At 63.9% G+C, this 24,231-nt stretch carries 25 protein-coding genes; 16 read left to right on the top strand and 9 right to left on the bottom strand.

The window, feature by feature from the left end; translation table 11 throughout:
- Positions 1-39: 39 nt before the first annotated feature.
- Genes namA through ACTJI8_RS11780 form a run of 3 tightly spaced genes read left to right on the top strand, consistent with a single transcriptional unit; the run spans position 40 to position 2,469 of the window.
- On the top strand, positions 40-1,164 hold the full coding sequence (namA, locus tag ACTJI8_RS11790) for an NADPH dehydrogenase NamA (RefSeq protein WP_440733626.1): 1,125 nt from the start codon (positions 40-42) through the stop codon (positions 1,162-1,164).
- On the top strand, positions 1,139-1,543 hold the full coding sequence (locus ACTJI8_RS11785; protein ID WP_440733625.1) for a winged helix-turn-helix transcriptional regulator: 405 nt from the start codon (positions 1,139-1,141) through the stop codon (positions 1,541-1,543). The genes namA and ACTJI8_RS11785 overlap by 26 nt, the downstream gene beginning before the upstream one ends.
- Entirely contained in the window at positions 1,540-2,469 is a 930-nt protein-coding gene (locus ACTJI8_RS11780) for an NADP-dependent oxidoreductase (RefSeq protein ID WP_440733624.1), read from the top strand. The genes ACTJI8_RS11785 and ACTJI8_RS11780 overlap by 4 nt, the downstream gene beginning before the upstream one ends.
- 50 nt (positions 2,470-2,519) lie before the next feature.
- Here ACTJI8_RS11780 and ACTJI8_RS11775 read toward each other — a convergent pair whose 3' ends face one another.
- The gene (locus ACTJI8_RS11775; protein ID WP_440733623.1) at positions 2,520-3,251 is read right to left on the bottom strand and encodes a GntR family transcriptional regulator; all 732 of its coding nucleotides are present in this window, start codon (positions 3,249-3,251) and stop codon (positions 2,520-2,522) included.
- 33 nt (positions 3,252-3,284) lie between these two features.
- Positions 3,285-4,169, bottom strand: coding sequence for an HpcH/HpaI aldolase/citrate lyase family protein (locus ACTJI8_RS11770; RefSeq protein ID WP_440733622.1), 885 nt, complete (start codon positions 4,167-4,169; stop codon positions 3,285-3,287).
- Between the two features lie 114 nt (positions 4,170-4,283).
- On the opposite strand from ACTJI8_RS11770, the gene ACTJI8_RS11765 reads away from it, so the two are divergent.
- Genes ACTJI8_RS11765 through ACTJI8_RS11755 form a run of 3 tightly spaced genes read left to right on the top strand, consistent with a single transcriptional unit; the run spans position 4,284 to position 6,616 of the window.
- A complete protein-coding gene (locus ACTJI8_RS11765; RefSeq protein ID WP_440733621.1) occupies positions 4,284-5,735 on the top strand; it encodes an aldehyde dehydrogenase family protein in 1,452 nt (483 codons plus the stop codon).
- Between the two features lie 30 nt (positions 5,736-5,765).
- A complete protein-coding gene (locus ACTJI8_RS11760) occupies positions 5,766-6,179 on the top strand; it encodes a GFA family protein (protein WP_440733620.1) in 414 nt (137 codons plus the stop codon).
- Between the two features lie 35 nt (positions 6,180-6,214).
- Complete coding sequence (locus ACTJI8_RS11755) at positions 6,215-6,616, top strand: nuclear transport factor 2 family protein (RefSeq protein WP_440733619.1); 402 nt, start codon at positions 6,215-6,217, stop codon at positions 6,614-6,616.
- Between the two features lie 63 nt (positions 6,617-6,679).
- On the opposite strand, the gene ACTJI8_RS11750 is transcribed toward ACTJI8_RS11755, so the two are convergent.
- Both ACTJI8_RS11750 and ACTJI8_RS11745 read right to left on the bottom strand, forming a co-directional pair.
- Positions 6,680-7,261 (bottom strand): FumA C-terminus/TtdB family hydratase beta subunit, encoded by a 582-nt coding sequence (locus tag ACTJI8_RS11750; protein ID WP_440733618.1) that lies wholly within the window; start codon positions 7,259-7,261, stop codon positions 6,680-6,682.
- Positions 7,261-8,103, bottom strand: a complete 843-nt coding sequence (locus tag ACTJI8_RS11745) for a fumarate hydratase (RefSeq protein WP_440733617.1) — start codon at positions 8,101-8,103, stop codon at positions 7,261-7,263. Before ACTJI8_RS11745 ends, ACTJI8_RS11750 begins: the two co-directional genes overlap by 1 nt.
- 111 nt (positions 8,104-8,214) lie before the next feature.
- On the opposite strand from ACTJI8_RS11745, the gene ACTJI8_RS11740 reads away from it, so the two are divergent.
- Genes ACTJI8_RS11740 through ACTJI8_RS11730 form a run of 3 tightly spaced genes read left to right on the top strand, consistent with a single transcriptional unit; the run spans position 8,215 to position 11,684 of the window.
- Positions 8,215-8,979: an SDR family oxidoreductase gene (locus ACTJI8_RS11740; protein ID WP_440733616.1), complete on the top strand. Its 765-nt coding sequence runs from the start codon at positions 8,215-8,217 to the stop codon at positions 8,977-8,979.
- Entirely contained in the window at positions 8,979-10,169 is a 1,191-nt protein-coding gene (locus ACTJI8_RS11735; RefSeq protein WP_440733615.1) for a CaiB/BaiF CoA transferase family protein, read from the top strand. The genes ACTJI8_RS11740 and ACTJI8_RS11735 overlap by 1 nt, the downstream gene beginning before the upstream one ends.
- A gap of 57 nt (positions 10,170-10,226) precedes the next feature.
- Positions 10,227-11,684: an NAD-dependent succinate-semialdehyde dehydrogenase gene (locus ACTJI8_RS11730; protein WP_440733652.1), complete on the top strand. Its 1,458-nt coding sequence runs from the start codon at positions 10,227-10,229 to the stop codon at positions 11,682-11,684.
- A 28-nt stretch (positions 11,685-11,712) separates the two neighbouring features.
- On the opposite strand, the gene ACTJI8_RS11725 is transcribed toward ACTJI8_RS11730, so the two are convergent.
- Positions 11,713-12,357 carry a TetR/AcrR family transcriptional regulator gene (locus ACTJI8_RS11725; protein ID WP_440733614.1) on the bottom strand — a complete coding sequence of 215 codons (645 nt, stop codon included), beginning with the start codon at positions 12,355-12,357 and terminating at the stop codon, positions 11,713-11,715.
- A 75-nt stretch (positions 12,358-12,432) separates the two neighbouring features.
- Positions 12,433-12,882 carry a nuclear transport factor 2 family protein gene (locus tag ACTJI8_RS11720; protein ID WP_440733613.1) on the bottom strand — a complete coding sequence of 150 codons (450 nt, stop codon included), beginning with the start codon at positions 12,880-12,882 and terminating at the stop codon, positions 12,433-12,435.
- A gap of 201 nt (positions 12,883-13,083) precedes the next feature.
- Here ACTJI8_RS11720 and ACTJI8_RS11715 point away from each other — a divergent pair, with 201 nt between their 5' ends.
- The 5 genes from ACTJI8_RS11715 (at position 13,084) to ACTJI8_RS11695 (ending at position 19,025) form a co-directional block, all read left to right on the top strand.
- The gene (locus tag ACTJI8_RS11715) at positions 13,084-14,364 is read left to right on the top strand and encodes a glutamate-cysteine ligase family protein (protein WP_440733612.1); all 1,281 of its coding nucleotides are present in this window, start codon (positions 13,084-13,086) and stop codon (positions 14,362-14,364) included.
- A gap of 207 nt (positions 14,365-14,571) precedes the next feature.
- Entirely contained in the window at positions 14,572-16,101 is a 1,530-nt protein-coding gene (locus tag ACTJI8_RS11710) for an APC family permease (RefSeq protein ID WP_440733611.1), read from the top strand.
- 41 nt (positions 16,102-16,142) lie between these two features.
- On the top strand, positions 16,143-16,553 hold the full coding sequence (locus ACTJI8_RS11705) for a carboxymuconolactone decarboxylase family protein (protein WP_440733610.1): 411 nt from the start codon (positions 16,143-16,145) through the stop codon (positions 16,551-16,553).
- Positions 16,546-17,799, top strand: coding sequence for an alpha/beta fold hydrolase (locus ACTJI8_RS11700; protein WP_440733609.1), 1,254 nt, complete (start codon positions 16,546-16,548; stop codon positions 17,797-17,799). Before ACTJI8_RS11705 ends, ACTJI8_RS11700 begins: the two co-directional genes overlap by 8 nt.
- Before the next feature lie 116 nt (positions 17,800-17,915).
- Positions 17,916-19,025 (top strand): alpha/beta fold hydrolase, encoded by a 1,110-nt coding sequence (locus ACTJI8_RS11695; RefSeq protein ID WP_440733608.1) that lies wholly within the window; start codon positions 17,916-17,918, stop codon positions 19,023-19,025.
- 62 nt (positions 19,026-19,087) lie between these two features.
- Here ACTJI8_RS11695 and ACTJI8_RS11690 read toward each other — a convergent pair whose 3' ends face one another.
- Positions 19,088-19,390 (bottom strand): putative quinol monooxygenase, encoded by a 303-nt coding sequence (locus tag ACTJI8_RS11690; RefSeq protein WP_440733607.1) that lies wholly within the window; start codon positions 19,388-19,390, stop codon positions 19,088-19,090.
- Between the two features lie 263 nt (positions 19,391-19,653).
- Here ACTJI8_RS11690 and ACTJI8_RS11685 point away from each other — a divergent pair, with 263 nt between their 5' ends.
- Together ACTJI8_RS11685 and ACTJI8_RS11680 are read left to right on the top strand one after the other, a co-directional pair.
- On the top strand, positions 19,654-21,315 hold the full coding sequence (locus ACTJI8_RS11685; RefSeq protein WP_440733606.1) for an APC family permease: 1,662 nt from the start codon (positions 19,654-19,656) through the stop codon (positions 21,313-21,315).
- A 176-nt stretch (positions 21,316-21,491) separates the two neighbouring features.
- Positions 21,492-22,199, top strand: coding sequence for a FadR/GntR family transcriptional regulator (locus tag ACTJI8_RS11680; protein ID WP_440733605.1), 708 nt, complete (start codon positions 21,492-21,494; stop codon positions 22,197-22,199).
- A gap of 70 nt (positions 22,200-22,269) precedes the next feature.
- Here the strand turns inward: ACTJI8_RS11680 and ACTJI8_RS11675 are convergent, their stop codons facing one another.
- Together ACTJI8_RS11675 and ACTJI8_RS11670 are read right to left on the bottom strand one after the other, a co-directional pair.
- Positions 22,270-23,655, bottom strand: coding sequence for an aldehyde dehydrogenase family protein (locus ACTJI8_RS11675; protein ID WP_440733604.1), 1,386 nt, complete (start codon positions 23,653-23,655; stop codon positions 22,270-22,272).
- Positions 23,652-24,230: a thiamine pyrophosphate-dependent enzyme gene (locus ACTJI8_RS11670; protein ID WP_440733603.1), complete on the bottom strand. Its 579-nt coding sequence runs from the start codon at positions 24,228-24,230 to the stop codon at positions 23,652-23,654. Before ACTJI8_RS11670 ends, ACTJI8_RS11675 begins: the two co-directional genes overlap by 4 nt.
- Between the last annotated feature and the right edge of the window lies 1 nt (position 24,231).

Raw genomic sequence — 24,231 nt, 5'->3', positions numbered from 1 at the left:
GCGCATTGCTCACGAAAGATAGGAGTGAATTTGTCCGCAATGCTTTTGGCACCCTTCTCGATCCGCGAAACTGTTTTCCGTAATCGCGTCGCCATGTCGCCTATGTGCATGCACTCCGCCTCCGCGTCGGGATTCGTGAATGACTTCCACGTCGTCCACTACGGCTCGCGCTCCCTCGGCGGCGCAGGCTTGGTCATGCTGGAGACGGCGGCTGTCGTTCCCCACGGGATCATCGGTCCCGGCGACATCGGGATCTGGGACGACGCGCATATCCCCGGACTTCGCCGTGTGGTCGATGCGATCCAATCTTTCGGTGGGCGTGCCGGAGCGCAGATTGGCCACGCCGGGCGCCAGGTCGGATCACCCGAGCTCCGGATGGTCGCTCCGTCCGCGATCGCTCGTTCGGAGGATGCTCGCGTGCCGGAGGCGCTGACCATCGAGGGCATCAAAGAGGTCGTGGGGGCCTTCGCTGAGGCGACGCGACGCGCTATCGAGGCGGGGTTCGACGTGATCGAGATCCACGCCGCGCACGGCTTCCTGCTGAATTCGTTCCTCTCGCCCCTCTCCAATAAGCGCACAGACGAGTACGGCGGGGACCACGCGGGGCGTTATCGCGCCCTGGGCGAGGTCATCGACGCTGTCCGCGCGCAGTGGAGCGGGCCGCTCTTCGTGCGGATCTCCTCGACGGACTACGTCGACGGAGGTAGCACCCCCGAGGACTACGTGATCTTCGGTCGATGGATGAAGGAGCAGGGTGTCGATCTCATCGACGCGTCCTCGGGCGGTGTCGTGCCCGCAGTGCTGTCCACCTTTCCTAATTTTCAAGTGCCCGCTGCAGAGCTCATCCGCCGCGAGGTGGGAATTGCTACCGGTGCCGTCGGTCAGATCGAGACGGGGCGGCAGGCGGAGGAGATCCTGCGCAACGGCCGTGCCGACCTCGTCCTTGTCGGGCGGGAGATGCTGAAGGATCCATTCTGGGTGCGTACCGCCGCCGATGATCTGAACCAGGCGATTCAGCCGCCCGCGCAGTACACCCGCTACGGCTCCGTGTGGCAGCGCTCGCAGCCGGCGGTTCCGGCTGCGCCGCTCCTCGACACGGTCGCAGTCCAGGTCACCGATCTCGAGGCGGAATGGGCTGATGCCCCGAACCCGTTTGTCCGATGACCTGCCGGGGTGCGCGATGGAGGCGAGTGTCTCGATCATTGGTGGCAAGTGGAAAGGAGCGGTGCTCTTCCACCTCCTCGATGGCACGATGCGCTTCAACCAGTTGCACCGTCAGATGCCGGGCGTCACGGCCAGGCTGCTCACGAAGCAACTGCGCGAACTCGAGGAGAACGGACTCGTGGAGCGCACTGTCCACCCCGTAGTGCCTCCCAAGGTGGAGCACAGCCTCACGGGGGAAGCGCGAGAGCTCGCACCCCTGCTGCGGAGCCTGAATACCTGGGGACAGCGTTGGCTGGCCACGCGGGGCATCACACCGCTCAACGAACGTGCGACCACTGATCGCGCGTCGCCCACCACCCCAGTCTCGGAGCTCACATGAGAGTTGTCGGAGTAACCGAGTTCGGCGGTCCCGAGGTCCTCGGTATCCTCGATCTCCCCGAGCCTCATCCCGGAGAAGGGGAGGCGCGCATTCGTGTGCGTGCGTTCGCCGTCAGCCCTACCGATCTGATCTTGCGCAGCGGTGAGTCCGATACCTCCGCCGCGTCCGGCCCCTACATCCCGGGTATGGACGCCGCGGGAGTGATCGACGAAGTCGGCGAGAGCAGTAGTTGGCGGGTCGGCGACAAAGTCATGGCGATCGCATTGCCGCTCTCTGCGCATGGCGGAGCCTATGCGGAGTATCTGGTGGGACCCGATGTCTCGATGTCACTGATTCCCGAGGGATTCAGCCTGGAGCAAGCCGCCACGGTGCCCATGAACGGCCTGACCGCGATGCAGATTCTGGAGCGAGCGGGACTGGAACCGGGGCAGCTGATCGCCGTGACCGGCGCCGCGGGTACGCTCGGCGGCTACGTCGTCCAGCTCGCCAAGGCGCAGAACCTCACGGTGATCGCTGACGCGGCGGCAAAGGACCGTGAACGGGTCAGTTCCCTTGGCGCCGATCACGTCGTCGAGCGCGGCGACGACTTCGCGGACCGTGTGCGCGAGCTCTACCCGGACGGTGTCGACGCCGTGGCAGACACCGCCCTGCTCCATGAGAAGATCGTGCCCGCTGTCCGTGATGGTGGCGCGTTCATCTCTGTGCGTGGGTGGACGGGGAACCCTGAGCGGCGCATCCGGTTCGAAGCGGCATCGGTGGGTCTGGAATACCGGTCATACGCAAAGCTCGATGCACTTCGACAGGCCGTCGAGGACGGGGATCTCGTTCCTCGCATCGCGGGGGTGTTCCCCGCCGAGGAAACTGCCGAGGCGCACCGCCGTCTGGAAGCCGGCGGTGCACGCGGGCGTTTCGTCCTGACGTTCTGAGGTGCTGACGACGCATCAGCGGAGCAGCTTCCGACGGAGTGCGGCCGGGGTCAGTCTGTATTCAAGTCGAACGGATCGGCGACGGCCTCGTCGTTGCCGGCGAGGTTCTGTGCGATCGACTGATAGGTGTGCATGATGTGCGTTTCGCACTCCCGTGCGGCGGCGTCCGCATCCTGCGCCTCGACCGCCGCGAGGATGGCCAGATGTTCACTGTGCGATTGAGCGGTGCGCTCCTCTGTCGTCAGCATGAGATCCCAGGGAAAGGATTGCCACATGGCTTCGATCTGATCGCTGAGCGCGGGAAGCCCGCTGCGGTCGTAGAACAAGAAGTGGAATGCCTTGTTGTCGCGTCGGAAGCCCTCAAGGTTGCCGGCGAGCCTCAGCTGTTCCATGCGATCCAGTAGCGTATGAGCCTGCGCGATGTCACGCGGCGACAAGCGGCTCACCGCGCGCCGCATCGCATACGCCTCTGTCAGGCGGCGCACCACATAGATCGCCTTCACCTTCTCGAGGTCGACCGCGGCGACGCGCACCCCACGATGCGGCTCCGACTCGAGCAGTCCCTCCGCCTCGAGGAGGCGTAGAGCCTCACGCACGGGTGTGATGCTGGCATCGAATTTGCGCGCCAGCTCGTCCTGACGCATGCGCGATCCGCGGGGCAGATCCCCTGAGAGTATGCGGGCACGAAGCTCATGCACGATGACATCGCGCTTCATCAGTTGCGGCTCTGGCACGCTTCTCCGATCACGCCGGCGAGAACTCGGGAGATTCTGCTCGATCATGCATTATCTTGGCCAGACTATCTCCATCGGGGATCAGATGCCGGATGACGCGTCGGCCGAAAGCGCTGACAGAATGCGTTGCGCACGCGCGATCACCGGCGGGTCAACCATGTACCCGTCGACTTGGACGGCCCCCGGCCCCGCGACCTCGACGATCTGGCGCGCCCAGGCGACCTCGTTGTTGGTCGGTGAGAATGCCCGGCGGACGACATCGACTTGCGAAGGGTGGATGCACATCTTGCCGCCATATCCCAGGCCGTGCGCACGCCGGGCTTCCTGATCGACGGCAGCTGTATCTCTGATGTCCAGAGCGGGGGAGTCAAGTGGCGCGGCACACCCTGCGATGCGCGAGGCGAGAACGAGGCGAGCCCGAGTGGACTCGACGGTCAACGACCCTTGGGTCGCCCCCACATCCTCTGCGAAGTCGACGGCGCCGAAGGCGAGACGGACGACTGCGGTCGCCCTTCCCAATGCCACGGCGTTCTCCATGCCGATCGCCGACTCGATGAGCGCAATGAGTGGTGTACCCGGCAGGTCTCGAGCAAGGTTCTCGAGAAGGCTAGGATCCTCGGCTTTCGGAACCATGACGGCGTCGATGAGCTCTCGCGCCGCGGGAGCACGCAGCGCGTCGATATCCGGCCCGTGGAAGAGACTGTGCGAAGGATTGACCCGTGCGACGATGCGAGCCGCCGTCTGTGACGGTCCTTCCGACGCGATGTATTCGGTGAGGCAGAGTCGTGCAGCGTCTTTGTCGGCATCGCCCACCGCGTCCTCGAGGTCGATGATGACGATGTCCGCGCCGGAGCCAGCCGCCTTTCGAAAGCGTTCAGGGTGGTTGCCGGGGACGAACAGCGCCGTGACCCCGCTGCGTACCAGCCCGATGCTTCCAAGGCTGCTCTGATTACTGTCGAGTCGCATGGTTCAAGAGTATCGATGATTCTGTGGATCATGCATAAACTCTTGACGTGAAGTTGAAACTGAATAGGATTCAGATCATGGAACATCTTCCGCCAACGTCAAAGGAGACATGTCGTGAGCATTGCTAGCCCCGTCCGACCGGGAACCGGTGTGGACTTCTTCAACTCCTACGCGCTGTCCATCGACGGTGCGCTCGTCACGAGCGAGGAGAACTTCGAGGTGTACAACCCCGCCACGGGCGAGGTCATCGCGCATGCGCCCGAAGGTACCGCTCGGCTGGACGACGCCGTCACGGCAGCGCGCCAGGCCTTCCCCGCGTGGTCTGCACTGTCGTGGGATGAGCGAGGTGCGTATCTGACGCGCTTCTCAGAGGCGCTGGAAGCGCAGAAGGACGATCTCGCGCGGCTCCTCACGCTCGAACAGGGCAAGCCCTTCGAGACTCAGGCCAAGTTCGAAGTAGGTCTGGCCATCACATGGGTCGCCGAGGTGGCGAAGCGTCGTCTCCCCGCCGTCATCGTCGAAGACAACGACGAGCACACGGTGGAGGTGCGCCGCACTCCGCTGGGGGTCGTCGGCGGGATCGCCCCGTGGAACTACCCCGTTCTGCTCGGCCTCTGGAAGATCGCGCCGTGCCTGATGACAGGCAACACCATGGTCCTCAAGCCGTCGCCCTTCACCCCGCTCACCGCCCTCAAGTTCGGGGAGATCGCCCAGGCGATCCTCCCGGCGGGTGTGCTCAACGTCGTCTCCGGGGGGAACGAACTGGGCAAGGCGATGACGCTGCACCCGGGAATCTCGAAGATCAGCTTCACCGGCTCGACCGCGACGGGCAAGAAGGTCATGGAAGCGTGCGCGTCCAACCTCAAGCGCATCACGCTCGAACTCGGCGGCAACGATGCGGCGATCGTCCTGCCCGGCGCAGACCACAAGGAATTGGTGGAGAAGCTGTTCTGGGCGGCGTTCGGCAACTCGTCCCAGTGGTGCGTCGCCATCAAGCGCCTGTACATCCACTCCAGCAAGTACGACGGCTTCCTGCAGGACTTCGTGGCGTACGCCAAGGACCGCGTCGTCGGCGACGGCATGGATCCGGCCTCCGAACTCGGTCCGGTGCAGAACACGATGCAGTACGCGAAGCTGCTGGACATGTTCGAGGACATTCGCACGCACGGCTACTCCGTCGCGCTCGGCGGAACGATCGACGAGGGTCGCGCGGGCAACTTCGTCCCGGTCACGATCGTGGACAACCCACCGGACAGCAGCAGGATCGTCCGCGAGGAGCCGTTCGGCCCGGTGCTCCCGATCCTCAAGTACGACTCGATCGACGAGGTCGTGCGGCGAGCCAATGACACACCCGCCGGCCTCGGCGGATCGGTATGGGGTCCGGCCGACGAGGCCGAATCGGTCGCCCGTCGCCTGGACACAGGAACCGTCTGGGTGAACGAGATCCACATCCATGGCGTGAGCCTGCCCTTCGGCGGACACAAGCAGTCCGGCATCGGCGTCGAGAACGGCGTCGAAGGACTCGGCGAGTTCACGAACGTCCAGACCCTGATGTTCAAGAAGTAACAGGCCTGCAACGGAATTGAGGAGACAACAATGAAGCTCGAAGGACAGTGCCTCTGCGGCAACGTGACCTACGCGGCAGATACTGAGCCGAAGTTCACTGCAGTGTGCCACTGCACGAACTGCCAGCGCCAGACCGGCGCCGGCGTGTCACTCGTCGTGGGTGTCGACGATGCCGACCTCGTGATCAGCGGGGATTCGGTCAAGACGTTCATCACCGTCGGCGAGGACCACCAGAGCAACACCAACCGGTCGTTCTGCGGCAACTGCGGTTCGCCGATCGTCAGCCGCATCGATGCGATGCCCGGTCTCGCGTTCATCAAGGCCGGCACGCTGAATGACACGTCGTGGCTGAACCCGACTCTGGACCTGTGGCATCGCTCAGCCCAGCCGTGGGTTCCGGCCATCCCGGGCGCCGAGGTGTTCGAGCGCGGAATTCCCGCATAAGACCTGTACCACCCACCACATTGGAGATAAAGAGCATGACCACGCAAACGACCAGTCAGAACATCAAGACGATCCCCACCGCCGACTTCGTCGCGGTCAAGGCGGCACTGGCCGGCTACCTCGAGGGACTCGAGAACGGCAGCTTCTCGCGCATCACCGACTCGTTCTGGGACGACGCGACCATGCACGGCTTCACCGCCGACGGCCTGCTCGCGGGCTCCTACAAGAACCTCGACCCCTACGTCGAGCAGTTCGGGGCCGCCCCTGCAAGCGTCACCCACCTCGACGTGCTGGCCATCACCCCCAGCGCCGCCGTCGTCCGCATCGACATGGAAGGCGCCGCAGACGGTACCGACTACACCGACTTCCACATGCTCCTCAAGCAGGACGGAGTCTGGAAGGTTCAGGCCAAGCTGTTCCACCAGTACGGTATCTGAAACACAAAGGAGAAGGACTCGTCGGCACGTTGCCGACGAGTCCTTCTCCTTGCGCCATGCGCGTCAGGAGATGTCGCGGCGCCATTGTGCGGGGCCGCTCTCGTATTGATCACCGCCGTGCAGATCATTGACGACGATCGCGGGGAAATCGACGACTTCGAGGCGGAACACGGCTTCGGCGCCGAGGTCTTCGTAGGCGATGACATCGGCGGCGGTGATGCACTGGGCGAGCATGGCCGCGTGGCCTTCGACGGCGCCGAAGTACACGCATCCGTGCTGTTGCATGCTCTCTCGTACAGGTGCCGACCGGCGGCCCTTCCCGATCATCGCGGACAGACCCCGTTCGATGAGGAGAGGCGAATACGGGTCCATTCTCGAAGCGGTCGTCGGGCCGGCAGCGCCGATGGGCTTCCCAGGGGGCGCCGGCGTGGGCCCGACGAAATACAGGACCTGGCCCTGGGGATCGAACGGGAGCGGTTCGCCGCGTTCGATCGCGGATGCGAACCGCTCGTGCGCGGCATCCCGTGCGGTGTAGATCGTGCCGCTGAGCAGCACGGAGTCACCCGAGGTCAGTGAACGGAGCACTTCGTCTGAGAGCGGAATGTTCAGTCGACGGGGTTCTTCCCCGTTCGTCGTCGCGGACATCAGAGCGTCACCTGACGAACACGGTGCGAGTGGCAGTCGATGTTGATGGCCACAGGAAAGGCTGCGATGTGGGTCGGCATGGATTCGATGTGCACGGCGACGGTGGTCACAGTACCGCCGAAGCCCGCCGCGCCGATACCCGTCGCATTGACGGCGTCCTCGATCTCGCGCTCCAACGCGGCGATCTCGGGATCGGCATTGGGCAGCCGGGATTCGCGGGTGAGCGCCCATTTGGCCAGATACGCGGCCTTATCGAATGTTCCGCCCATCCCGATGCCAATCGTGACAGGAAGGCTCGCGCTCGGCCCGGCGATCTTGATCGTGTCGACGACGAACTCCTTCATCGCCGCCACGCCTTGCGCGGGAGTGAGCATGCGGATCGCGCTCATGTTGTCGCAGCCGGCGCCCTTGATAAGAACCGTCACCAGGATGTCCTCACCCGGGACGACGTGGCTGTAGATCATGGCGGGAGTGTTGTCGCCGGTGTTGCGCCGGTCGATCGGGCTCTTCACGATCGACGCGCGAAGGTAGCCGTCGCGGTATCCGTTCGCCACGCCTTCGTTGACGGCTGCGACCAGGTCGCCACCGACGAAGTGCACCTCCTGTCCGACGTGCAAGAAGACCACGGCATAGCCGGTGTCTTGACAGAAAGGCAGTCTCTCTGTCTTGGCGATCTCGGCGCTGTCGATCAGTCCCTGCAGCACGCGGCAACCTATCGGTGACTTCTCCATGTTGAGCCCGCGAGCCAATGCGGCGAGATGATCCTCTCGAATCTCCACGTTCGCCGAGATGCAGAGGTCGCGAACGACTCGTGCGAGATCCGATACGTCGTATTCGCGCATGAATGGACTCCTAGCTGTCGGTGGCGCTGGATCAACTCTATACGAGAAATCCGTTTTCATGTATGATTCTAAAAGTCATATATGTTACGAGTTCAGCGTGGAGGAATGGTCATGGCGATCACACTTGACGGCAAGGTCGCCGTTGTCACCGGCGGCGCGAGCGGGATCGGGCGCGCTGCCGTCGAAATGCTCGCCGAGCGGGGCGCGCACGTCGTGGTCGCCGACCTGAACGCTGAAGGAGCCGAGCGGGTCGCACACGCGATCAGGGAGCGCGGAGGATCTGCCGTCGGCGTGCGAGCCGATGTCACGCAGGTGGCTGACACGGACGCGATGGTGGCCGCCGCAGTGAGCGAGTTCGGTCGCCTCGACGTGCTCGCATGCAACGCCGGAATGGCGCGGTTTCCGCGGCCTTTCGAGCAGATCGACCCTGACGAGTTCGCGCAGATCTTCCGGGTCAACGTGCAAGGCGTCTGGCTCTGCGTCCGCTCGGCGGTCGGAGCCATGCGGACGGGCGGTGGCGGCTCGATCGTCGTGACGGGGTCGATCATGGGTGAACGCACTCGTCCGGGCTTCGCCGCATATGCATCCAGCAAGGCGGCTGCCAACCACCTCGCCCGCACGCTCGCGCTCGAGCTCGCGTCGGATCAGATTCGTGTCAATGCCGTCGCGCCTGTCGCGACGGACACGGCGATGCTGCCGCACTTCCTGGGCCCGGACAACCCCGAGGGTGCGCGTGAGCGGTTCATCGAATCCATTCCGCTGGGGCGCCTCGCGGAGCCCGGCGATGTCGCCGAGGCGATCTGCTACTTCGCCTCCGACGCGAGCAGGTTCGTCACGGGCACGGTTCTCCCTATCGACGGCGGCAGGAGCATCTGATGCCGATCGGTTCCCACCTTCCACTTGAGGGCATCACCGTCGTCTCTTGCGAACAGGCGGTCGCTGCGCCGTTCGCGACTCGCCAACTGGCCGACCTGGGCGCCAGGGTGATCAAGGTGGAGCGGCCGGGAGCGGGCGACTTCGCCCGCGCGTACGACTCGACGGTGAAGGGCATGTCGAGTCATTTCGTTTGGCTGAACAGGTCGAAGGAATCCATTGCGCTCGATCTCAAAGACCCGAACGATCGCGATCTCCTGCTGGCACTCGTCGAGCGGGCGGATGTCTTCGTGCAGAATCTGGCGCCTGGCGCGATCGAGCGTCTCGGTCTCGGGCCGGCCGAACTGAGAGAACAGTTCCCCGGGCTGATCACCTGCTCGATCAGCGGGTATGGCACGTCGGGCCCCTACCGTGAGGCCAAGGCCTACGACCTGCTCATTCAGTCCGAGACGGGCCTGGTCTCCGTCACGGGATCGCCGGACGAGCCCGCTAAGACAGGGATTCCAACCGCCGACATCGGTGCCGGGATGTACGCTTTCGCCGGTATCCTGTCCGCGCTCTACCAACGTGAGCGAACCGGCGAGGGCGCACAGTTGGATATCAGTCTCTTCGATTCGCTCGTCGAGTGGATGGGCTATCCGCTCTATTACACGCAGTACGGCGGTGTCGCCCCCGCTCGGTCCGGAATCAACCATGCAGCGATCGCGCCATATGGCACGTACCGCAGTGGGGACGGCGTCGAGTTCGTTCTCGCGGTGCAGAACGATCGCGAATGGGTGAACTTCTGCGAAGAGGTTTTGGGGCGTGCGTTGATGTCCCGCGACCCGCGGTTCGTCGACGGTTCCTCCCGTGTGGCCAATCGGGGCCAACTCGACGCGCTGATCGAAGAGGCCCTGCGCGACCTGTCGGCTGCGCAGTTGCAGGCGAGGTTGGATGCAGCGCACATCGCGTGCGGCCGTCGGCGTGAGGTGGCCGAGGTCATCGACCATCCCCAGATCGTCGGGCGGGGTCGGCAGAGGCGCGTGGACTCGCCGGTGGGTCCACTCCTTGCGACCCTTCCGGTGATTGTCTTTCCTGGGAAGGAACCTCGGATGGACGCGATTCCCGAGGTGGGGGAGCATACGGACGCGATTCTGCGCGAGCTCGGCCGGTCACGGGTCTCCGATCTGCCCGCCGTTCACGCCGCCGACTAACTTGCGGTGCCACCGGCTCACCCCCATCTGTTCACACTCACGAAGGAGCGCGCAATGATGAGTGCACACCGCTCGCACGACCTGATCTCGTCTGTACCCACCGGACTGTTCATCGGAGGTGAGTGGCGCAGGAGCGCCGGCACTTTCGCCGTCGAGAATCCCGCGAACGGTCAGACCCTGACCCATGTCGCGAATGCCTCGATCCAGGACGGGACCGCCGCTCTGGACGCCGCATGCGCGGCGGCGCCATCGTGGGCAGCGACGGATCCGCGAGAGCGGAGCACCATTCTCTCTCGGGCTTTCGAGATGCTCGTGGAGCGAGCGGACGACTTCGCATTGCTGATGACACTCGAGATGGGCAAGCCGCTCGCCGAGTCGCGCGCCGAAGTGACCTATGGTGCGGAGTTCCTGCGGTGGTTCGCAGAAGAGGCAGTCCGCATCAGAGGCATGTACGCGGTCGCCCCCTCGGGAGGCAGTCGTCTCATGACGATGAAGCAACCCGTTGGTCCGGTACTGGCCATCACCCCGTGGAACCTTCCCCTCGCGATGGCCACGCGCAAGATCGCTCCTGCACTGGCGGCCGGGTGCACGATCGTGCTGAAGCCGGCGGCCCAGACGCCGCTGACCGCGCTGGCCTTCGCGGCGCTGCTCGCGGAAGCGGGCTTGCCCGACGGCGTCTTGAATGTCATTCCCACCACTCGCGCGGGGGAGGTGTGCGAGCTGCTCATCCGCGACGATCGCCTGCGCAAACTCACCTTCACCGGATCCACCGACGTGGGGAGGCGACTGATCCAGCAATCCGCTGAGCGGGTACTGAAGGTGTCGATGGAACTCGGCGGCAACGCGCCGTTCATCGTCTTCGACGACGCGGATGTCGATGCCGCGATCGCCGGGGCGATGGTGGCGAAGATGCGCCACAACGGTGAGGCCTGCACCGCGGCGAACAGATTCATCGTGCACGAATCCGTGGCCAAGGAGTTCGGGCGCGGTCTTGCTGCGCACATGCGCGCCCTGAAAGTCGGGGACGGGACGGAGGAAGGCGTCGACGTGGGGCCGCTGGTCGACGAACGAGCAGTCAAAAAGGTCGCCCTCCTGGTCGCCGACGCGGTCGAGAAGGGGGCGAAGGTCACTGCCGGTGGCCTGCGACCACGCGGCGTCGGTCACTATTACCCGCCGACTGTGCTCGCGGACGTCCCGCGAGATGCGTCGATCATGCACTCGGAGATCTTCGGACCGGTCGCTCCGATCACCACTTTCCGTCATGAGCAGGATGCGATCGCGTTGGCCAACAACACCGAGTACGGACTCGTGAGCTACTTCTACACTCGAGACCTCAGCAGGGCGATGCGCGTGGCGGAGGCGCTGGAGTCGGGGATGGTGGGAGTCAATCAGGGGATCGTGTCCAACCCGGCAGCACCTTTCGGGGGTGTGAAGACTTCGGGTCTCGGTCGAGAAGGCGGGTCGGAAGGTCTCGATGAGTTCCTCGAGACCAAGTACGTCGGCATCAAGTTCTGAGGGGCACGGTCCGGAATGGCTGATACAGCTACGGCAGGTATTGGTCCAGGTAGGCCACGGCCGAGCGGCGGACTTCGGCCGCGACGGCGGGGTCGATCCTGTTCGGGTCGCGTCGGAATGCGAGATCGACCCCCTTGTCGAGCATCCCGACGAAGATCTCGGCGACCGTCAAGGGATCCACGGGTGGTGCGTCGGGGCGGAACGGGGGCATCGTCGACGCGAGCCAGGCGGCCATCAGATCATCGTGCATGCGGTTGACCTGCAGCATTCTGCCGGAGAATTCTTCAGCGAACCACAGCCCGCGAAACGCGTGGTCGTGCGCGAAGTACTCGATACATGCGGCGGTTCCTGCGTCGGCTCGCGTCCGCCATTGCTCATCGGAGAGGTCGAGACCTGCGTCGGCCATCGCATGGTCCAAGCCGCGCAGGCAGCCGACGAGGATCTCTTCGAGCAGAGTTTCGCGGTTCTCGAAGAAGGTGTACATCCAGCCGACCGACACGCCGGCCTCGGCGGCGACTCTGGTGGTGTTCACCGATTGAAGTCCTTCGTTGATCAGAAGGTTCCTGGTGACGTCCAGAACGCGCGAGAGACGCTCGCGGCTCCGCTGTTGCGTGGCTTGCTTGTACGCCCCGTACCGGAAGGACGGATCGTCGAGAAGGTCGTACAAAGGCACCTCGCCATGTTATGTGAACTCGGCAAGCGGTCTCGGACCGCCGCCGCGATGGCGTGCGATGGCGGTCGGAGTTGTTCAGCCGTGGACGTGGAAGACCTTGGCGATGACCTTCCATGCGCCGTCCTTCTTGACGACGGTGTGGAAGTCGGTGCAGTCCGTCCCGTCGGCAAGGTTCTCGATGTCAATGCGGATGAGAGCCGAGGTGGGGGTGATGGAGACGACATCGACGTGGCTGATCTGCTCGGGCGCAGCGCCGAACTGCTCGACATATCCCTCGAGCTCTCGCCAAGATCCTTCGACGAAACCAGCGGGAGTGACACCGGTCATCGTCGCGTTCTCCCAGAAGGAGTCGGCGATGCGCGTAAAGCTGCCCGTTTCGAGCCCTTCGATGTAACCGTCGAGTGCGGCTTTCGCAGCCTCGTGGTCGGCGGTGGAGATCGTCTTGAGGTTCTGGCTGTTCGCCATTGGTGCGTTCCCTTCGTTCGCGCAGTGTGCGTGTTCCATCTTAAACTGAATCAGTTTCATATGTGGTCAAGGTTCCCGCGTTGCAATGACGGTAGTACCGTAGTACCTTACTTCGTTAAGGCGAGGTTCTGGGTCACGAGGGTCTGGTCGAAGGAGTTCACCGTGAAAGGTCCCCGATCTCTCGTCGATGAGGGCGGGCGTGCTCAAATGCGCGTCATGGCTGGATCCGACGGGCGAGATCCGGAGGTCCCTGGCGTAGAGTTGGAAGCCGCGGATCCCGGGGGCGCGGGTCGTCGAAGCGGCTCTCTTCGCCAGCTGATCGCGCCGCGCGAGCTGGCAGTGCCGGATCATTCGACCGGCCTGACCGAGGCCGCAGTAGAGGAACATCTCCATGCGTGTTTCGCACCTGGTCCGCGGGGTCGCATCGGGGTGGAGATCGAGTTCATGGCGGCGCATGCTCGCTCGTCACGATACGCCGATGCCCTTCCCTCGATAGAGCTGTTGGGAGAAGGTCTCAGCGGGCGGGTGAGCTTCGAACCGGGAGGGCAGATCGAACTGAGCTCCGCCCCCTCGGCCTCCCTCGCCGAGCTCGTGGGGACGGTCAAGGCAGACCTCGTGCCGTTGCGCGAGCGAGCAGTCGCGCACGGCATCGAGCTAGTTGGTGTCGGGTTCGACGCGGTTCGGCCCCTGCGTCGCGTACTCGACACTCCGCGCTATGTCGCGATGGAGGAGTACTGGCGCCCCTGGGAGCCGTTCGGGCGGCGCATGATGTGTGCGACGGCGTCCGTCCAGGTCAATGTCGAGGCGGGGGAGACTCCCCAGCAGATTCCGGGCCGGTGGGATCTCTTGTACGCCATCGGGCCGACGCTCGCAGCGACGTTCGCGAACTCGACGATTCGTCCTGTCCATCGTGCGCTGTCGAGGATGGCGATCTGGATGCACCTTGATCCTGCTCGCACGGGTGTACCGTCCGCACGGGCGCATCATTCGGTCAGTGACTCGTACGCGCAGTGGGCGATGGATGCGCCGCTCATGCTCGTACAACGACCGGACGGCAACTGGCGTGCGCCGCGGGGCGCCAGCCTGCATGACTGGATCCGATTCGGCGACCGCGTGGTGCCGGACAGGGCCGCACCGACTGTGGCCGACCTCGAACTGCATCTCTCCACGCTCTTCCCCTTCGTGCGTCCACGCGGGTTCTTCGAGGTGCGATACATCGATTCGCTTCCGGACGACGGGTGGATGGTTCCTACGGCAGTCCTGGCGGCGCTGACGAACGACGACGTCGCCGGCGATCGCGCCAGGGAGATCTGTGAAGGTCTCGAAGATCATTGGGCCATCTCGGCGACCCGCGGACTGGCGGACCCGGACCTGTGCTGTGCAGCCAATCGACTGCTCGAGCTGGCGGCGGACAATCTGCGCCGAAGTGCGCAGAGCCGAGAGATGGCTTCGATCATCGACGCTTTCCGGGAGAGCTGGACCGCGCGAGCGCTGGGCCCGGCCGGCGCCGCGCGCACTGACCGCGAGGTCGAAGGCGACTGAGGGCGGCGCTCGCGCTCTTGTCGCGCTGGTGGTCACGGCCCCTTGTCGAATGGCCAGTGGGCATCCCCGAGATCAGCCCGTTGATCGTCATGTCGACGATGAGATGAAACTTCTTCTTCTCTTCTTGACCATATTATCGTAATATGGCTTACGGTAATACCGTATGTCGATGTCCCAACGGTGGGGCACGATCCGAAAGGCGGAAAGATGGTCACCAACCCGAGCGCTCAGGCGCAGGTGAGCACTATGACGGGCGGAGTCGACGCGGGCAGCGGCGTAGATCGCCTCGCGAAAGGAAACGTCACGCTTACCGAAGTGCTCTTCGTCTCGATCGCGGCGATGGGCCCAGCGTCCGGAGCGGCCTACGCGATCCCGTCAGGCAGCGGATTCGCTGGAGGCTCGCTACCCTTTGGCGTGCTGATCGCTCTCGTGGGGTGTCTACTCGTGGCTGTTGCCATCGGGCAACTCGCGAAGCACATGGCCACAGCCGGCGGCCTGGCATCCTACGTCGGCAAAGCGATCCACAGCGGGATCGGCTTCGTCACGGCGTGGGTCTACCCGTTCGTCTACATCTGCGCAGGCCCATACCTGTGCCTCGTGTTCGGCAACCTGATCGCGAGCACCATCTTCCCGAAGGCGGCTGGAACCGGATACACGGTCACCTGGATCGCCGCTACCGCCGTATGCATGGCAGTCGCCTTCACTTTGAACTACTTCGGTGTGAAGTTCGGTACCAAGATCGTCGTCATCCTCGGCGTCTTCGAGATCGCGGTGTTCGTCATCCTGGCGATCGTGCTCATCGTCGTGGCGGGACCGAACAACACGCTTCAGGTCTTCACACCGGCTGAGGCGAACGCCGGCGGCTTCCACGGCATGTCCGGTGTCGTCGCGGGCTCCATCTACGGCTTCCTCGCCTTCATCGGATTCGAGGCTGCGGGACCACTCGCCGCCGAGACGAAGAACCCGCGCCGTAACATCCCGCGTGCGATCATCGGCGCAACACTCCTCGTCGGCGTCTTCTACGTTCTCACGACATACGCGATCACAGTGTTCTTCGGCCCGGAGAAGATGGTCGACTTCCTGAACTTCCAGGGAGGCAACGGCTGGCTGGCCATCTCCCAGAAGCTCTGGGGGGTTGGATGGATCGCGGTGCTGATCGCCCTCATGAACTCGTGCCTCGCGTGCGCCACGGGTGGTGGCATGGCGGCGTCGCGCCTGGTCTGGGCAATGGCACACCATCGCACCATCCCCGCGGTGTTCGCGCGGACGAACCCCCGCTCCAAGTCTCCGACACACGCCGTGTTCCTGGTGTTCGCAATCGAGATCGTGCTCACGATCGTGGTCGCCGGCATCCTCGGCCCGGTTGAGGGGTACGTGATGTTCGGCGAGGTTCTCACCATCGCCATCCTCCCGATCTACCTGATCGCAGCGATCGCCTGTCCGATCTACTTCCTCCGCTTCAAGCGCAAGGACTTCCGGGTTTTCCTCCACATCATCGTCCCCCTGGCCGGAGTGGCATTCCTCATTCCGGCGTTCTTCGCAGGGGCGGCCATCCCGGTGTTCAGTTGGATCGCACCGCTCACGTTCCCACTTAGCCTCGCTGGTCCGATCGTGGCGGTCTGGTATCTCATCGGGGCGACCGTCGCGATCTACTTGTGGCGAAAGCGTCGGGAAAGCCTGATCGGCCTCGCCACCGACGGCGACCACGAAGACCCCGCCCTGGTTACTCAGAGCTGACCACGACCCGCACACCAACACCACAATCAGGGAGAAGTTCCATGACCGACGTTGCGCAGAGCTACATTGATGACATGGCCACGAAGCGCGGATACGTGCTCGATTACCACAAGGTGATGGCCGCAGCAGACTTCCCCGTTCTGCAGGCGGCAAACCATGTCGTGAGTGCGGCGTATCTCGACCAGCGTTCGCTGGATCGGCGGACCAAGGAGCTGCTCTTCATCATCAGCCTGACGGTCATGCGTGCTCCGCTGCCGCAGCTGCGCAGCCATATCCAGGTGGCCCTTGATCTCGGGCTGACGCCGCGGGAGATTCTCGAGGCCATCGAGATCGCACTGCCGGAAGCCGGCGTCGTCGCGTTTCAATGGGGAGTTGAAGCCTGGCAGGATGTCGTGGGCGTCGATCCGCTTGAACCGACCGTCGATGCGCACAGCGGCAAGTCGGATGACTGATGTCGGCCAAGAAGTCGCCGAGTTCGATATGACGTTCACCATCGATCGGAGTTCCCTTCTCGCCCGCCTCGCGGCAGACAAGGAGTTCGCTTCGCTCGCGCTCGGCGCCGACACCATCTTTGCGCTCGCGACGCCAACCGCCACGCTGGTCCAGATCCGGGTCCAGGATGGAAAGCCGCGCGGCGGCTCGGGAGCGGAGTTCACCGTGGTCTTGGACGAGGATTCCTGGATCGCTCTCCTCGCGAACGCGCCGGCGCCCGGTAGCCAGCATCTCCTCGCCCACCTCTCCCCGCGTGGGGCCGGGGAGGTGTTGGGAGACCACCTTGCTTTCGCACAGCATCTTCACCTCGTGCGCCGCACGATCGAGATTCTTGCGGGCAGAGTGGAAGTCGAGCAGACACCTCCGGACCTTTCTCGTATCGAGGGAAGGTATCTGCTCGTCGACGTGGACGGCTGGGGAACGTGTGACATCTACGTCGAATCGACTGGCAGTGGTCGTCCTATCGTGTTCTTGCACACGGCTGGCGCAGACAGCACGCAGTTCCACGGGCTGCTTTCCTTGGCGAGCAGTCGCTTTCCGGGACGGCGTTTGATCAGCTTCGACCTGCCGTGGCACGGACGATCGTCGCCTGCTCGCGGAAGACAAGTGCTCGACTACGAACTCACTAGTGAGACGTACGCCAGATGCATCGCCGCAGTGATCGCCGCACTGGAGCTCGACGAGCCGCCGGTGCTCGTGGGGGCATCCATGGCGGGGGCCGCGGTGGTGGAAGTTGCGGCGCGTTACCCGGCATCTATCGCGGCGGCGATCGGATGCCAGGTCGGTCCGCGAGTGGGCAGCCGTCATAACGCATGGCTCCGAAACTCGAAGGTGAATCAGGCGCTCTTCGTGCCCGAGTGGACCTACGGGCTGATGTCACCGAACTCCCCGAAGAGTGACCGTGATCGGGTCTGGTGGGGGTACTCGCAAGGCGGATACGGAGTGTACGAACGTGACATCGTGTACTACACCACATGCTGGGACATCAGAAACGTAGCGCCGATGTTCTCGGAGTCGACGCCACCCATGGTGCTCATGTCTGGTGCCTTCGACTACACGGTCCCACCGGCGGCCACCGAGGAGCTCTCCCAGATGATCCCAGGAGCGATCTATCACGAGATGCCGGACCTCGGTCATTTCCCTCATGCGGAGAACCCTGCGGCGTTCGCCGAACATCTTGCGTGGGCACTGACCGCGCTGGACTGAACCGTCGACGGACATCTCTTTGGCCGCTCCGCACGGGCGGTCAAGATCTCTGCACGCGGGCGCCGGCGCAAAGCCACCTGCGGCAGCACTCATGTAAACGACCCGAAGCAAGGCGGATGACGACGATGCTCCATAACCCCTTCTACACCGCGGAGGTCCAAGGTGCGTATGACATGCACTCCCTGGGCCGGTTCGAACTCGAGGAGGGCGCGGTCATACCGGATCTCCAGCTTGCCGTCGCGACTCGAGGAGTCCTCAATGACGACAAGAGCAACGCCATCCTGATACCGACCTGGTTCTCCGGGACGCACCAGGCCTGGGACTCTCTGTACATCGGGCCAGGCCGTGCTCTCGACCCCGAGAAGTACTTCATCATCATTGTCAATCAGATCGGGAATGGCCTGTCGACATCCCCGCATACCTCGACCGACGACTCCATCGCGATGTCGAAGTTCCCGCAGGTGCGCATCAGCGATGACGTTCGCGCGCAGGAGCAACTACTGCGAGAGGTGTACGGCATCGAGCAGCTTGCACTCGTCGTCGGCGGATCGATGGGGGCGCAGCAGACGTGGGAGTGGGCGGTCCGATTCCCTGAGAAGGTGCTTCGTGCAGCGCCCATCGCGGGCACAGCGCAGAACACCGCCCACGATCACTTGTTCACGAACACGCTGATGGACGCCATCACCAGTGACCCAGGTTTCAATGGGGGGGAGTACGAAACCCATCTGGACGTGGCTTCCGGACTTGCGCGGCACGCAGACATTTGGGCCGTGATGGGGCTCTCGCCCGAGTTCTGGAACACCGAATTCTGGCGTGAAGACGGGCCTATGTCTGAAGGCGAGCCGCCCTTCGTGAGCTTTGACGACTTTCAGGCCCGGTTCGTGCGCCCTCTCTTCCAGATGATGGACCCCAACGCGCTGCTCACCATGGGGTGGAAATGGCAAAGGGGTGACGTTGCGCGTGGCACGGGTGGCGACCTGGGGTCCGCACTCGCCAGGATCACGGCGAAGACATTCGTCATGCCCATCGATCACGACATGTTCTTTCTCGTGACCGACTGTGCAAAGGAGCAGGCGCTCATCGCGAACAGTGAGCTGCGGGTGCTTCACAGCGTCGCGGGCCACTTCGGCTTGAACGGATTTGAGAAGAGCTTCATCGATGAGGTCGACGCGAACTTGCGGGAACTGCTTGCCGCACCGGTCAATGGAAATGACGGCGTTGCCTGAGGGCGATCAACCGGAATGACGCGCATCGGACTGGTTCGGAGCATCGCGGACCGGTCCGATGCTCAGTCCGCATGCGGTACGTATCGCATTACGACTCGCGACTCGAGTCGCGGGATGATCTGATCGCGTGCGATGGAGCGGAAGTGCTCGCTATCCAAATGGGCTTGAAACTCCGCCTCGCTCGGATATTGCTCAAGGATCAACAGATCCTGCGGATCCTGCGGATTCTGGAAATACTGGTAGTCGATGCTGCCCGGCTCAAGCCGACTGAGGCTCGCGAACGTATTGAGCAGTTCGAGGACGTCTTCGAGGTGATCCGACTGCACGCGGTAGCGGGCGTTGACTGCGAAACCGATCTCATCCACGAGATTCTCCTCTGTGCACTCATCTCGATCAGTTCTGATTGATCGACGGTATGACCATCATATCCGACGCGGTCGAGCAGAGGCCAAGGCCAGGTGCGTACACAGTGGCAACGCGCCGCCTTGAGGTCAATCGGGCACTCGAGGCAAAGAAGAGCACAAAGAAGAGAGGGGCACTCGACACAAAGAATCGGGTCATGGTAAGTTTGGTATATGGTCTAGCAGCTAGACCTTAGTCCACCGGATCATGAACCAATGGAGGAATCATGGCAGAACCGGCAACAGTGACAGCCGCTCTCACCGTCGACGATCGTCGCTTACAGCGAAAGCTCGGATATTGGTCCCTGGTGGCGATGGGCATCGGCAGCGTCATCGGGTCGGGCTGGCTGTTCGCGGCGATGTTCGCAGCGCAAGCGGCAGGCCCTGCGTCCCTGATTGCGTGGGTGGTCGGGGGAGCGATCATGCTGGCGCTCGCCTGGGTGACGGCCGAACTGGGCATCACGCACCCTGAGTCCGGCGGGACCAGCCGCTACCCGCTCTATTCGAATGGACGGTTTGCCGCTGGCGTGATCGGCTGGTGCGGCGTCGTCGCTGTGATCGGGACTCCGTCACTGGAAGCCGCCGCGGTCATGCAGTACGCAAGTTCATACATTCCCGGGATCTTCGCCGGTGGCTCGCTCACACCTTTGGGTGTCTTCTGTGCGGCCGCCCTGCTCGCGGGCTTCACGCTGCTGAATTACTTCGGCGTCAAGCTTTTCTCCGAGAGCAATAACCTCGTCACCGCGATCAAGGTCTTGATCCCGACCACGGCGATCATTGCACTCTTCATCAGCGGATTCGCCGGAGCTGGCGGCGCTGGAGGCGTCGGCAACTTCTCGGCGGGTGGCGGATTCGCCCCCTACGGCGCTTCGGCGGCACTGGCGATCATCGCCACCGGGGGCATCCTTTTCTCCTTCAACGGAGCCGCCGTGATCATCACGATCTCCGGCGAAGTCAAGAATCCCAGACGTAACATTCCGAGGGCGATGGTCACGACCATTGTCTTCAGCATCGCACTGTACATCGGACTTCAGCTCGCATTCATCGTTGCCACCCCGAAGAGCGATATCGCGGGAGGGTGGCACGGAATCAACTTCAACTCGCCCTTCGCGGAACTCGCGCTTGCTCTCGGACTTCAATGGCTCTATTGGATTCTCATCGCTGATGCCGGGCTCTCACCGACGGGGGCTGCGATGGTCGGTGTCGGCTCGAACGCGCGAAACGTGTTCGCGCTCGCGAAGAACGGCTTCCTGCCGCGATGGCTCCAGAAGATTGACGACAAGTGGGGAGTGCCTCGGCGTGCTCTGGCCGTGAACTTCCTTGTGGGACTCGCATTCCTCCTCCCGTTGCCGAGCTGGCACGCCATCGTCAGCATCATCGGAATTCTGGGTGCGCTCACATTCGGCGTCGCCTCGGTGTCGGCCGGCGTTTTCCGGCGCGCGGGTGTCACTACCTCGGCGACTCGGCTACGGGGTGTCGGCATTCTTGCCCCGATCACTTTCGCTGCGGGCGGCCTGGTGGTCACTTGGGTTCCGTGGGCGACGATTCTTCCCACGATTCCCCTTCTCGGCATCGGCTTCCTCTGGTATTTCGTCACCTTCTTCGCGCAGAAGCACTCCCGCCAGGATCTTCGTGGCGGACTCTGGCTGATCATCTTCTACGTCTTCCTCTATGTGGCGTGCTTCCTCGGCGGCTTCGGCATACACATCATCGCGGCGCCGTGGGACTCCATCATCGTTGCGGGAGGCTCGATCGCCTTCTACTACTGGGGCGTCCACGAGGGCACGCGATATATGAGGGCCAACCCGCAGATCGCTGAATCCATGCGCGAGGTGTCGAGCGAGATCGCAACAGAGGAACGTGAAGCTCAGGCGGAGGCGGCCCGATGACGCGTTGACAAGGACCTCCGGGCACGCGCGGCTGATGGTGCAGCGAGAAGCGGCATCGGCCGTGCGTGACCTGGTCGGGCGACGATCGCACATGTTGCTCGCGGGAATGAGGCATCCCTCCGGCGTCAATGCGCGAGATTGGTATGGAGAGCACTCCAATCGGCTACCGTTGAGTCATGGAGCTGGATATGACGAGCACGCGGATTCCTGACAGTCTTGCCGCAGCGCTCCGCGCCCGCATCCACATGGGGGAGTTCCAGCCGGGCGAGCGGTTCCCCTCTGAACGAGAGCTCGCCGACCAGTTCGGCGTCTCGCGCGTGACGCTCCGAGAGGCTCTGCGAATTCTGCAGGACGAGGGATATGTGGAGATCCGCCGCGGCCCATATGGTGGGGCCTACGTCACCGACCTGAGCGAGCCGGTGCAGGCATGGCGCACGCGCATGATCGCCGAGTCAGCTGCCCTGGACGAACTGTTCGATTTCCGCATCGGAATCGAGATGGCCACCACACGATTCGCGGCCCTGAGAAGGACAGCCGACGACCTCGAACTCATGCGCGCCACTATCGAGGAATTACGGAAGGTCCGCACGCAGGGAGAGTTCCGTGTCGCCGACTCCCGGTTCCACGCGGCGGTCGCGTCCGCGGCCCGTTCCTCGAGGCTGTCGGCGGCTGTTCGCCAGCTCCGTGGAGAGCTGTTCACTCCGCTCGACATTCTCGATCTTGGCGTCACTCCGGATGAGGACGCTGATCAGCATGAGGCCATCTTCGACGCGATCCGGGCTCGAGACGCGGACATCGCGGAGGCGCGGATGTGTGCCCACATCGAACGGACGCGAGCGACATTCAAGACGTTGCTGGCGATCAAGCCCACGCTCGTCCCGTAGCCGGAGGCCGTGGCGCCGGATGGTATCGGGCGGAGACCCGGCAACCGGAAGACGCCGTCGCAGCCTGAGCTCAACGGTGTACGCGGATAGCCTGCACGTTGGCGAACTCGGTGAGTCCCCAGTGTCCGAGTTCGCGGCCGTAGCCGCTGGCCTTGATGCCGCCGGTGGGAAGACGAGGATCTGTGGCGGAGATCCCGTTGATGAACACCGCGCCCGCCTCGATGCGTCGTGTCAGTACAAGAGCCTTGTCGGTGTCGCGGGTCCACAGGCTGCTGCTGAGCCCGAACCTTGAGTCGTTGGCAAGCCGGATCAGCGCATCGTCATCGGCCGCCGATGTCACGGCACCGAGCGGTCCGAAGGCCTCATCTCGTAGCAGCACCGAGTCAGCGGTCGCGGGCTCAAAGATCGCCGGTGCGAACCATTCTCCAGGACCATCCGGTTTCGACGCCGTCGCCAGCAGGCGATCCCCGTCCGCGGCTGCCTTGGCTTGCTGACGTGCAAGCGTTTGGCGCAGGTCGGCACGCGCGATAGGGCCGATGTCGGTCTCGGGATCCATGGGGTCGCCCACGCGCAGGCGTGCAACCAACGGCGTCAGGGCGTCGATGAAGTCGCCGAACACGGCCTCGTGCACGAGGAGGCGTTTCGCCGCGATGCAGGACTGCCCATTGTTGGAGAATCGAGACCGCACCGCGGCAGCGGCCGCGGTCTCGAGGTCGGCATCGGCGAGCACGATGAAGGGGTCGGAGCCGCCGAGCTCGAGTACGCACTTCTTCACTACCGCGCCGGCGCGGGATGCCACGAGTGCACCGATCCGGTCGCTGCCAGTGAAGGTCACGGCGGCGACCTGTGGTGCGTCGATGAGAGCCGAGGTGCCTTCCGGCGGGAGCACGACTGTGCGGAGGATACCGAGGCCGGCCGCTTCGGTGAACACGCGCTCGATCTCTTTCGCGCAGCCTGTGACCGAATCGGCATGCTTCAAGACGACCGCATTGCCGGCGGCGATCGCCGGGAGCATCGCGCGCACGACCTGCCACCACGGATAGTTCCATGGCAGGATCGCCAGCACGACCCCGAGCGGCCGGATGGCGACCAGGCCGAGGTCGCCGCCGAGGTCGACGCTTTCCGGTTCGAGGAACCCAGGAAGCTGCTCCGCGTAGAAGTCGCAGGTGAGGATCGACTTGTCGATCTCCGCTTCGGCCTGCGAGAACGGCTTTCCCATCTCGGACACGATCTGCCGAGCGAAAGTCTCACGTCCTTCGCGCAGGAGCTCAGCGAGTCGGCGGATGAACGCCACGCGGGTGTCGATGTCGCTGAGCGCCCATTCCGATGCGACCGAAGCCGCCCCGTCGAGGATGCGGTCCAGCTCAGCCTGGGTGGTGTACTCGTGATGTTCGATGACCTGCCCGGTGGACGGATCGATGACGTCGACGCCGGCGTCCCCGTTTCGGTCCGTCATGCCGACGCCTCATTGGACTGACGCAGCCAGGCTCCGAAGCGGTTGGTGATGTTGACCGGGTCGACGAGAAGCTTGGCGATGCCCGTCGCGTTGCCTGCTTCGATGGGGATGTGCAGGAACGTCGGGCCGGGGATGCTCGCGAGGCGGGCGAATTCGGAGCGGATACTCGTCTCCTCCGTGGCGGTGCCGACCTTCCAACCGGCCGCGTCGGCGAGCCCCGCGAGGTTCACGCGCGACGAATAAGTGGGCAGGCCTGCGGTCGAGCCGTAGACCTCGTTGTCGATGACGACCAACAGCAGGTTCGGTCGAAGGAATCCGCCTGTGGGCAAGACGTTCGGATTCATCAACAGCGACCCGTCGCCCTCGATGCCCACGACCTTGGTCGCGGTAGCGGAGCGATCCAGGGCGATCCCGGTGGCGACGGAGCCCACCAGGCCCATCGCGTCGAGCAGGTAGAAGTGGTTGTCGCCGTCTTTGACAGATGCCAGTTCCCGGCTGGTCGCGGCGCAGGTGACGACGACGGGGTGGTGGTCGGTGAGGTCGGCGAGGATCTCGAGGACTTCGATGCGCTTCATG

The sequence above is a fragment of the Microbacterium sp. 22303 genome (assembly GCF_052045265.1).
Lineage (GTDB): Bacteria > Actinomycetota > Actinomycetes > Actinomycetales > Microbacteriaceae > Microbacterium.
This window is presented reverse-complemented; position numbering and strand designations above follow the sequence as displayed.

Bases quoted from the DNA above. Each gene is read 5' to 3' on its own strand.
- ACTJI8_RS11705 (WP_440733610.1), top strand. From the start codon at position 16,143: ATGACCGACGTTGCGCAGAGCTACATTGATGACATGGCCACGAAGCGC.
- ACTJI8_RS11700 (WP_440733609.1), top strand. From the start codon at position 16,546: ATGACTGATGTCGGCCAAGAAGTCGCCGAGTTCGATATGACGTTCACC.
- ACTJI8_RS11710 (WP_440733611.1), top strand. From the start codon at position 14,572: ATGGTCACCAACCCGAGCGCTCAGGCGCAGGTGAGCACTATGACGGGC.
- ACTJI8_RS11675 (WP_440733604.1), bottom strand. From the start codon at position 23,655: ATGACGGACCGAAACGGGGACGCCGGCGTCGACGTCATCGATCCGTCC.
- ACTJI8_RS11735 (WP_440733615.1), top strand. From the start codon at position 8,979: ATGCCGATCGGTTCCCACCTTCCACTTGAGGGCATCACCGTCGTCTCT.
- ACTJI8_RS11730 (WP_440733652.1), top strand. From the start codon at position 10,227: ATGAGTGCACACCGCTCGCACGACCTGATCTCGTCTGTACCCACCGGA.
- ACTJI8_RS11775 (WP_440733623.1), bottom strand. From the start codon at position 3,251: ATGATCGAGCAGAATCTCCCGAGTTCTCGCCGGCGTGATCGGAGAAGC.
- ACTJI8_RS11770 (WP_440733622.1), bottom strand. From the start codon at position 4,169: ATGCGACTCGACAGTAATCAGAGCAGCCTTGGAAGCATCGGGCTGGTA.
- ACTJI8_RS11680 (WP_440733605.1), top strand. From the start codon at position 21,492: ATGGAGCTGGATATGACGAGCACGCGGATTCCTGACAGTCTTGCCGCA.
- ACTJI8_RS11695 (WP_440733608.1), top strand. From the start codon at position 17,916: ATGACGACGATGCTCCATAACCCCTTCTACACCGCGGAGGTCCAAGGT.
- ACTJI8_RS11755 (WP_440733619.1), top strand. From the start codon at position 6,215: ATGACCACGCAAACGACCAGTCAGAACATCAAGACGATCCCCACCGCC.
- ACTJI8_RS11750 (WP_440733618.1), bottom strand. From the start codon at position 7,261: ATGTCCGCGACGACGAACGGGGAAGAACCCCGTCGACTGAACATTCCG.
- ACTJI8_RS11720 (WP_440733613.1), bottom strand. From the start codon at position 12,882: ATGAAACTGATTCAGTTTAAGATGGAACACGCACACTGCGCGAACGAA.
- ACTJI8_RS11740 (WP_440733616.1), top strand. From the start codon at position 8,215: ATGGCGATCACACTTGACGGCAAGGTCGCCGTTGTCACCGGCGGCGCG.
- ACTJI8_RS11785 (WP_440733625.1), top strand. From the start codon at position 1,139: ATGCCCCGAACCCGTTTGTCCGATGACCTGCCGGGGTGCGCGATGGAG.
- ACTJI8_RS11685 (WP_440733606.1), top strand. From the start codon at position 19,654: ATGGCAGAACCGGCAACAGTGACAGCCGCTCTCACCGTCGACGATCGT.
- ACTJI8_RS11670 (WP_440733603.1), bottom strand. From the start codon at position 24,230: ATGAAGCGCATCGAAGTCCTCGAGATCCTCGCCGACCTCACCGACCAC.
- namA (WP_440733626.1), top strand. From the start codon at position 40: ATGCTTTTGGCACCCTTCTCGATCCGCGAAACTGTTTTCCGTAATCGC.
- ACTJI8_RS11760 (WP_440733620.1), top strand. From the start codon at position 5,766: ATGAAGCTCGAAGGACAGTGCCTCTGCGGCAACGTGACCTACGCGGCA.
- ACTJI8_RS11745 (WP_440733617.1), bottom strand. From the start codon at position 8,103: ATGCGCGAATACGACGTATCGGATCTCGCACGAGTCGTTCGCGACCTC.
- ACTJI8_RS11780 (WP_440733624.1), top strand. From the start codon at position 1,540: ATGAGAGTTGTCGGAGTAACCGAGTTCGGCGGTCCCGAGGTCCTCGGT.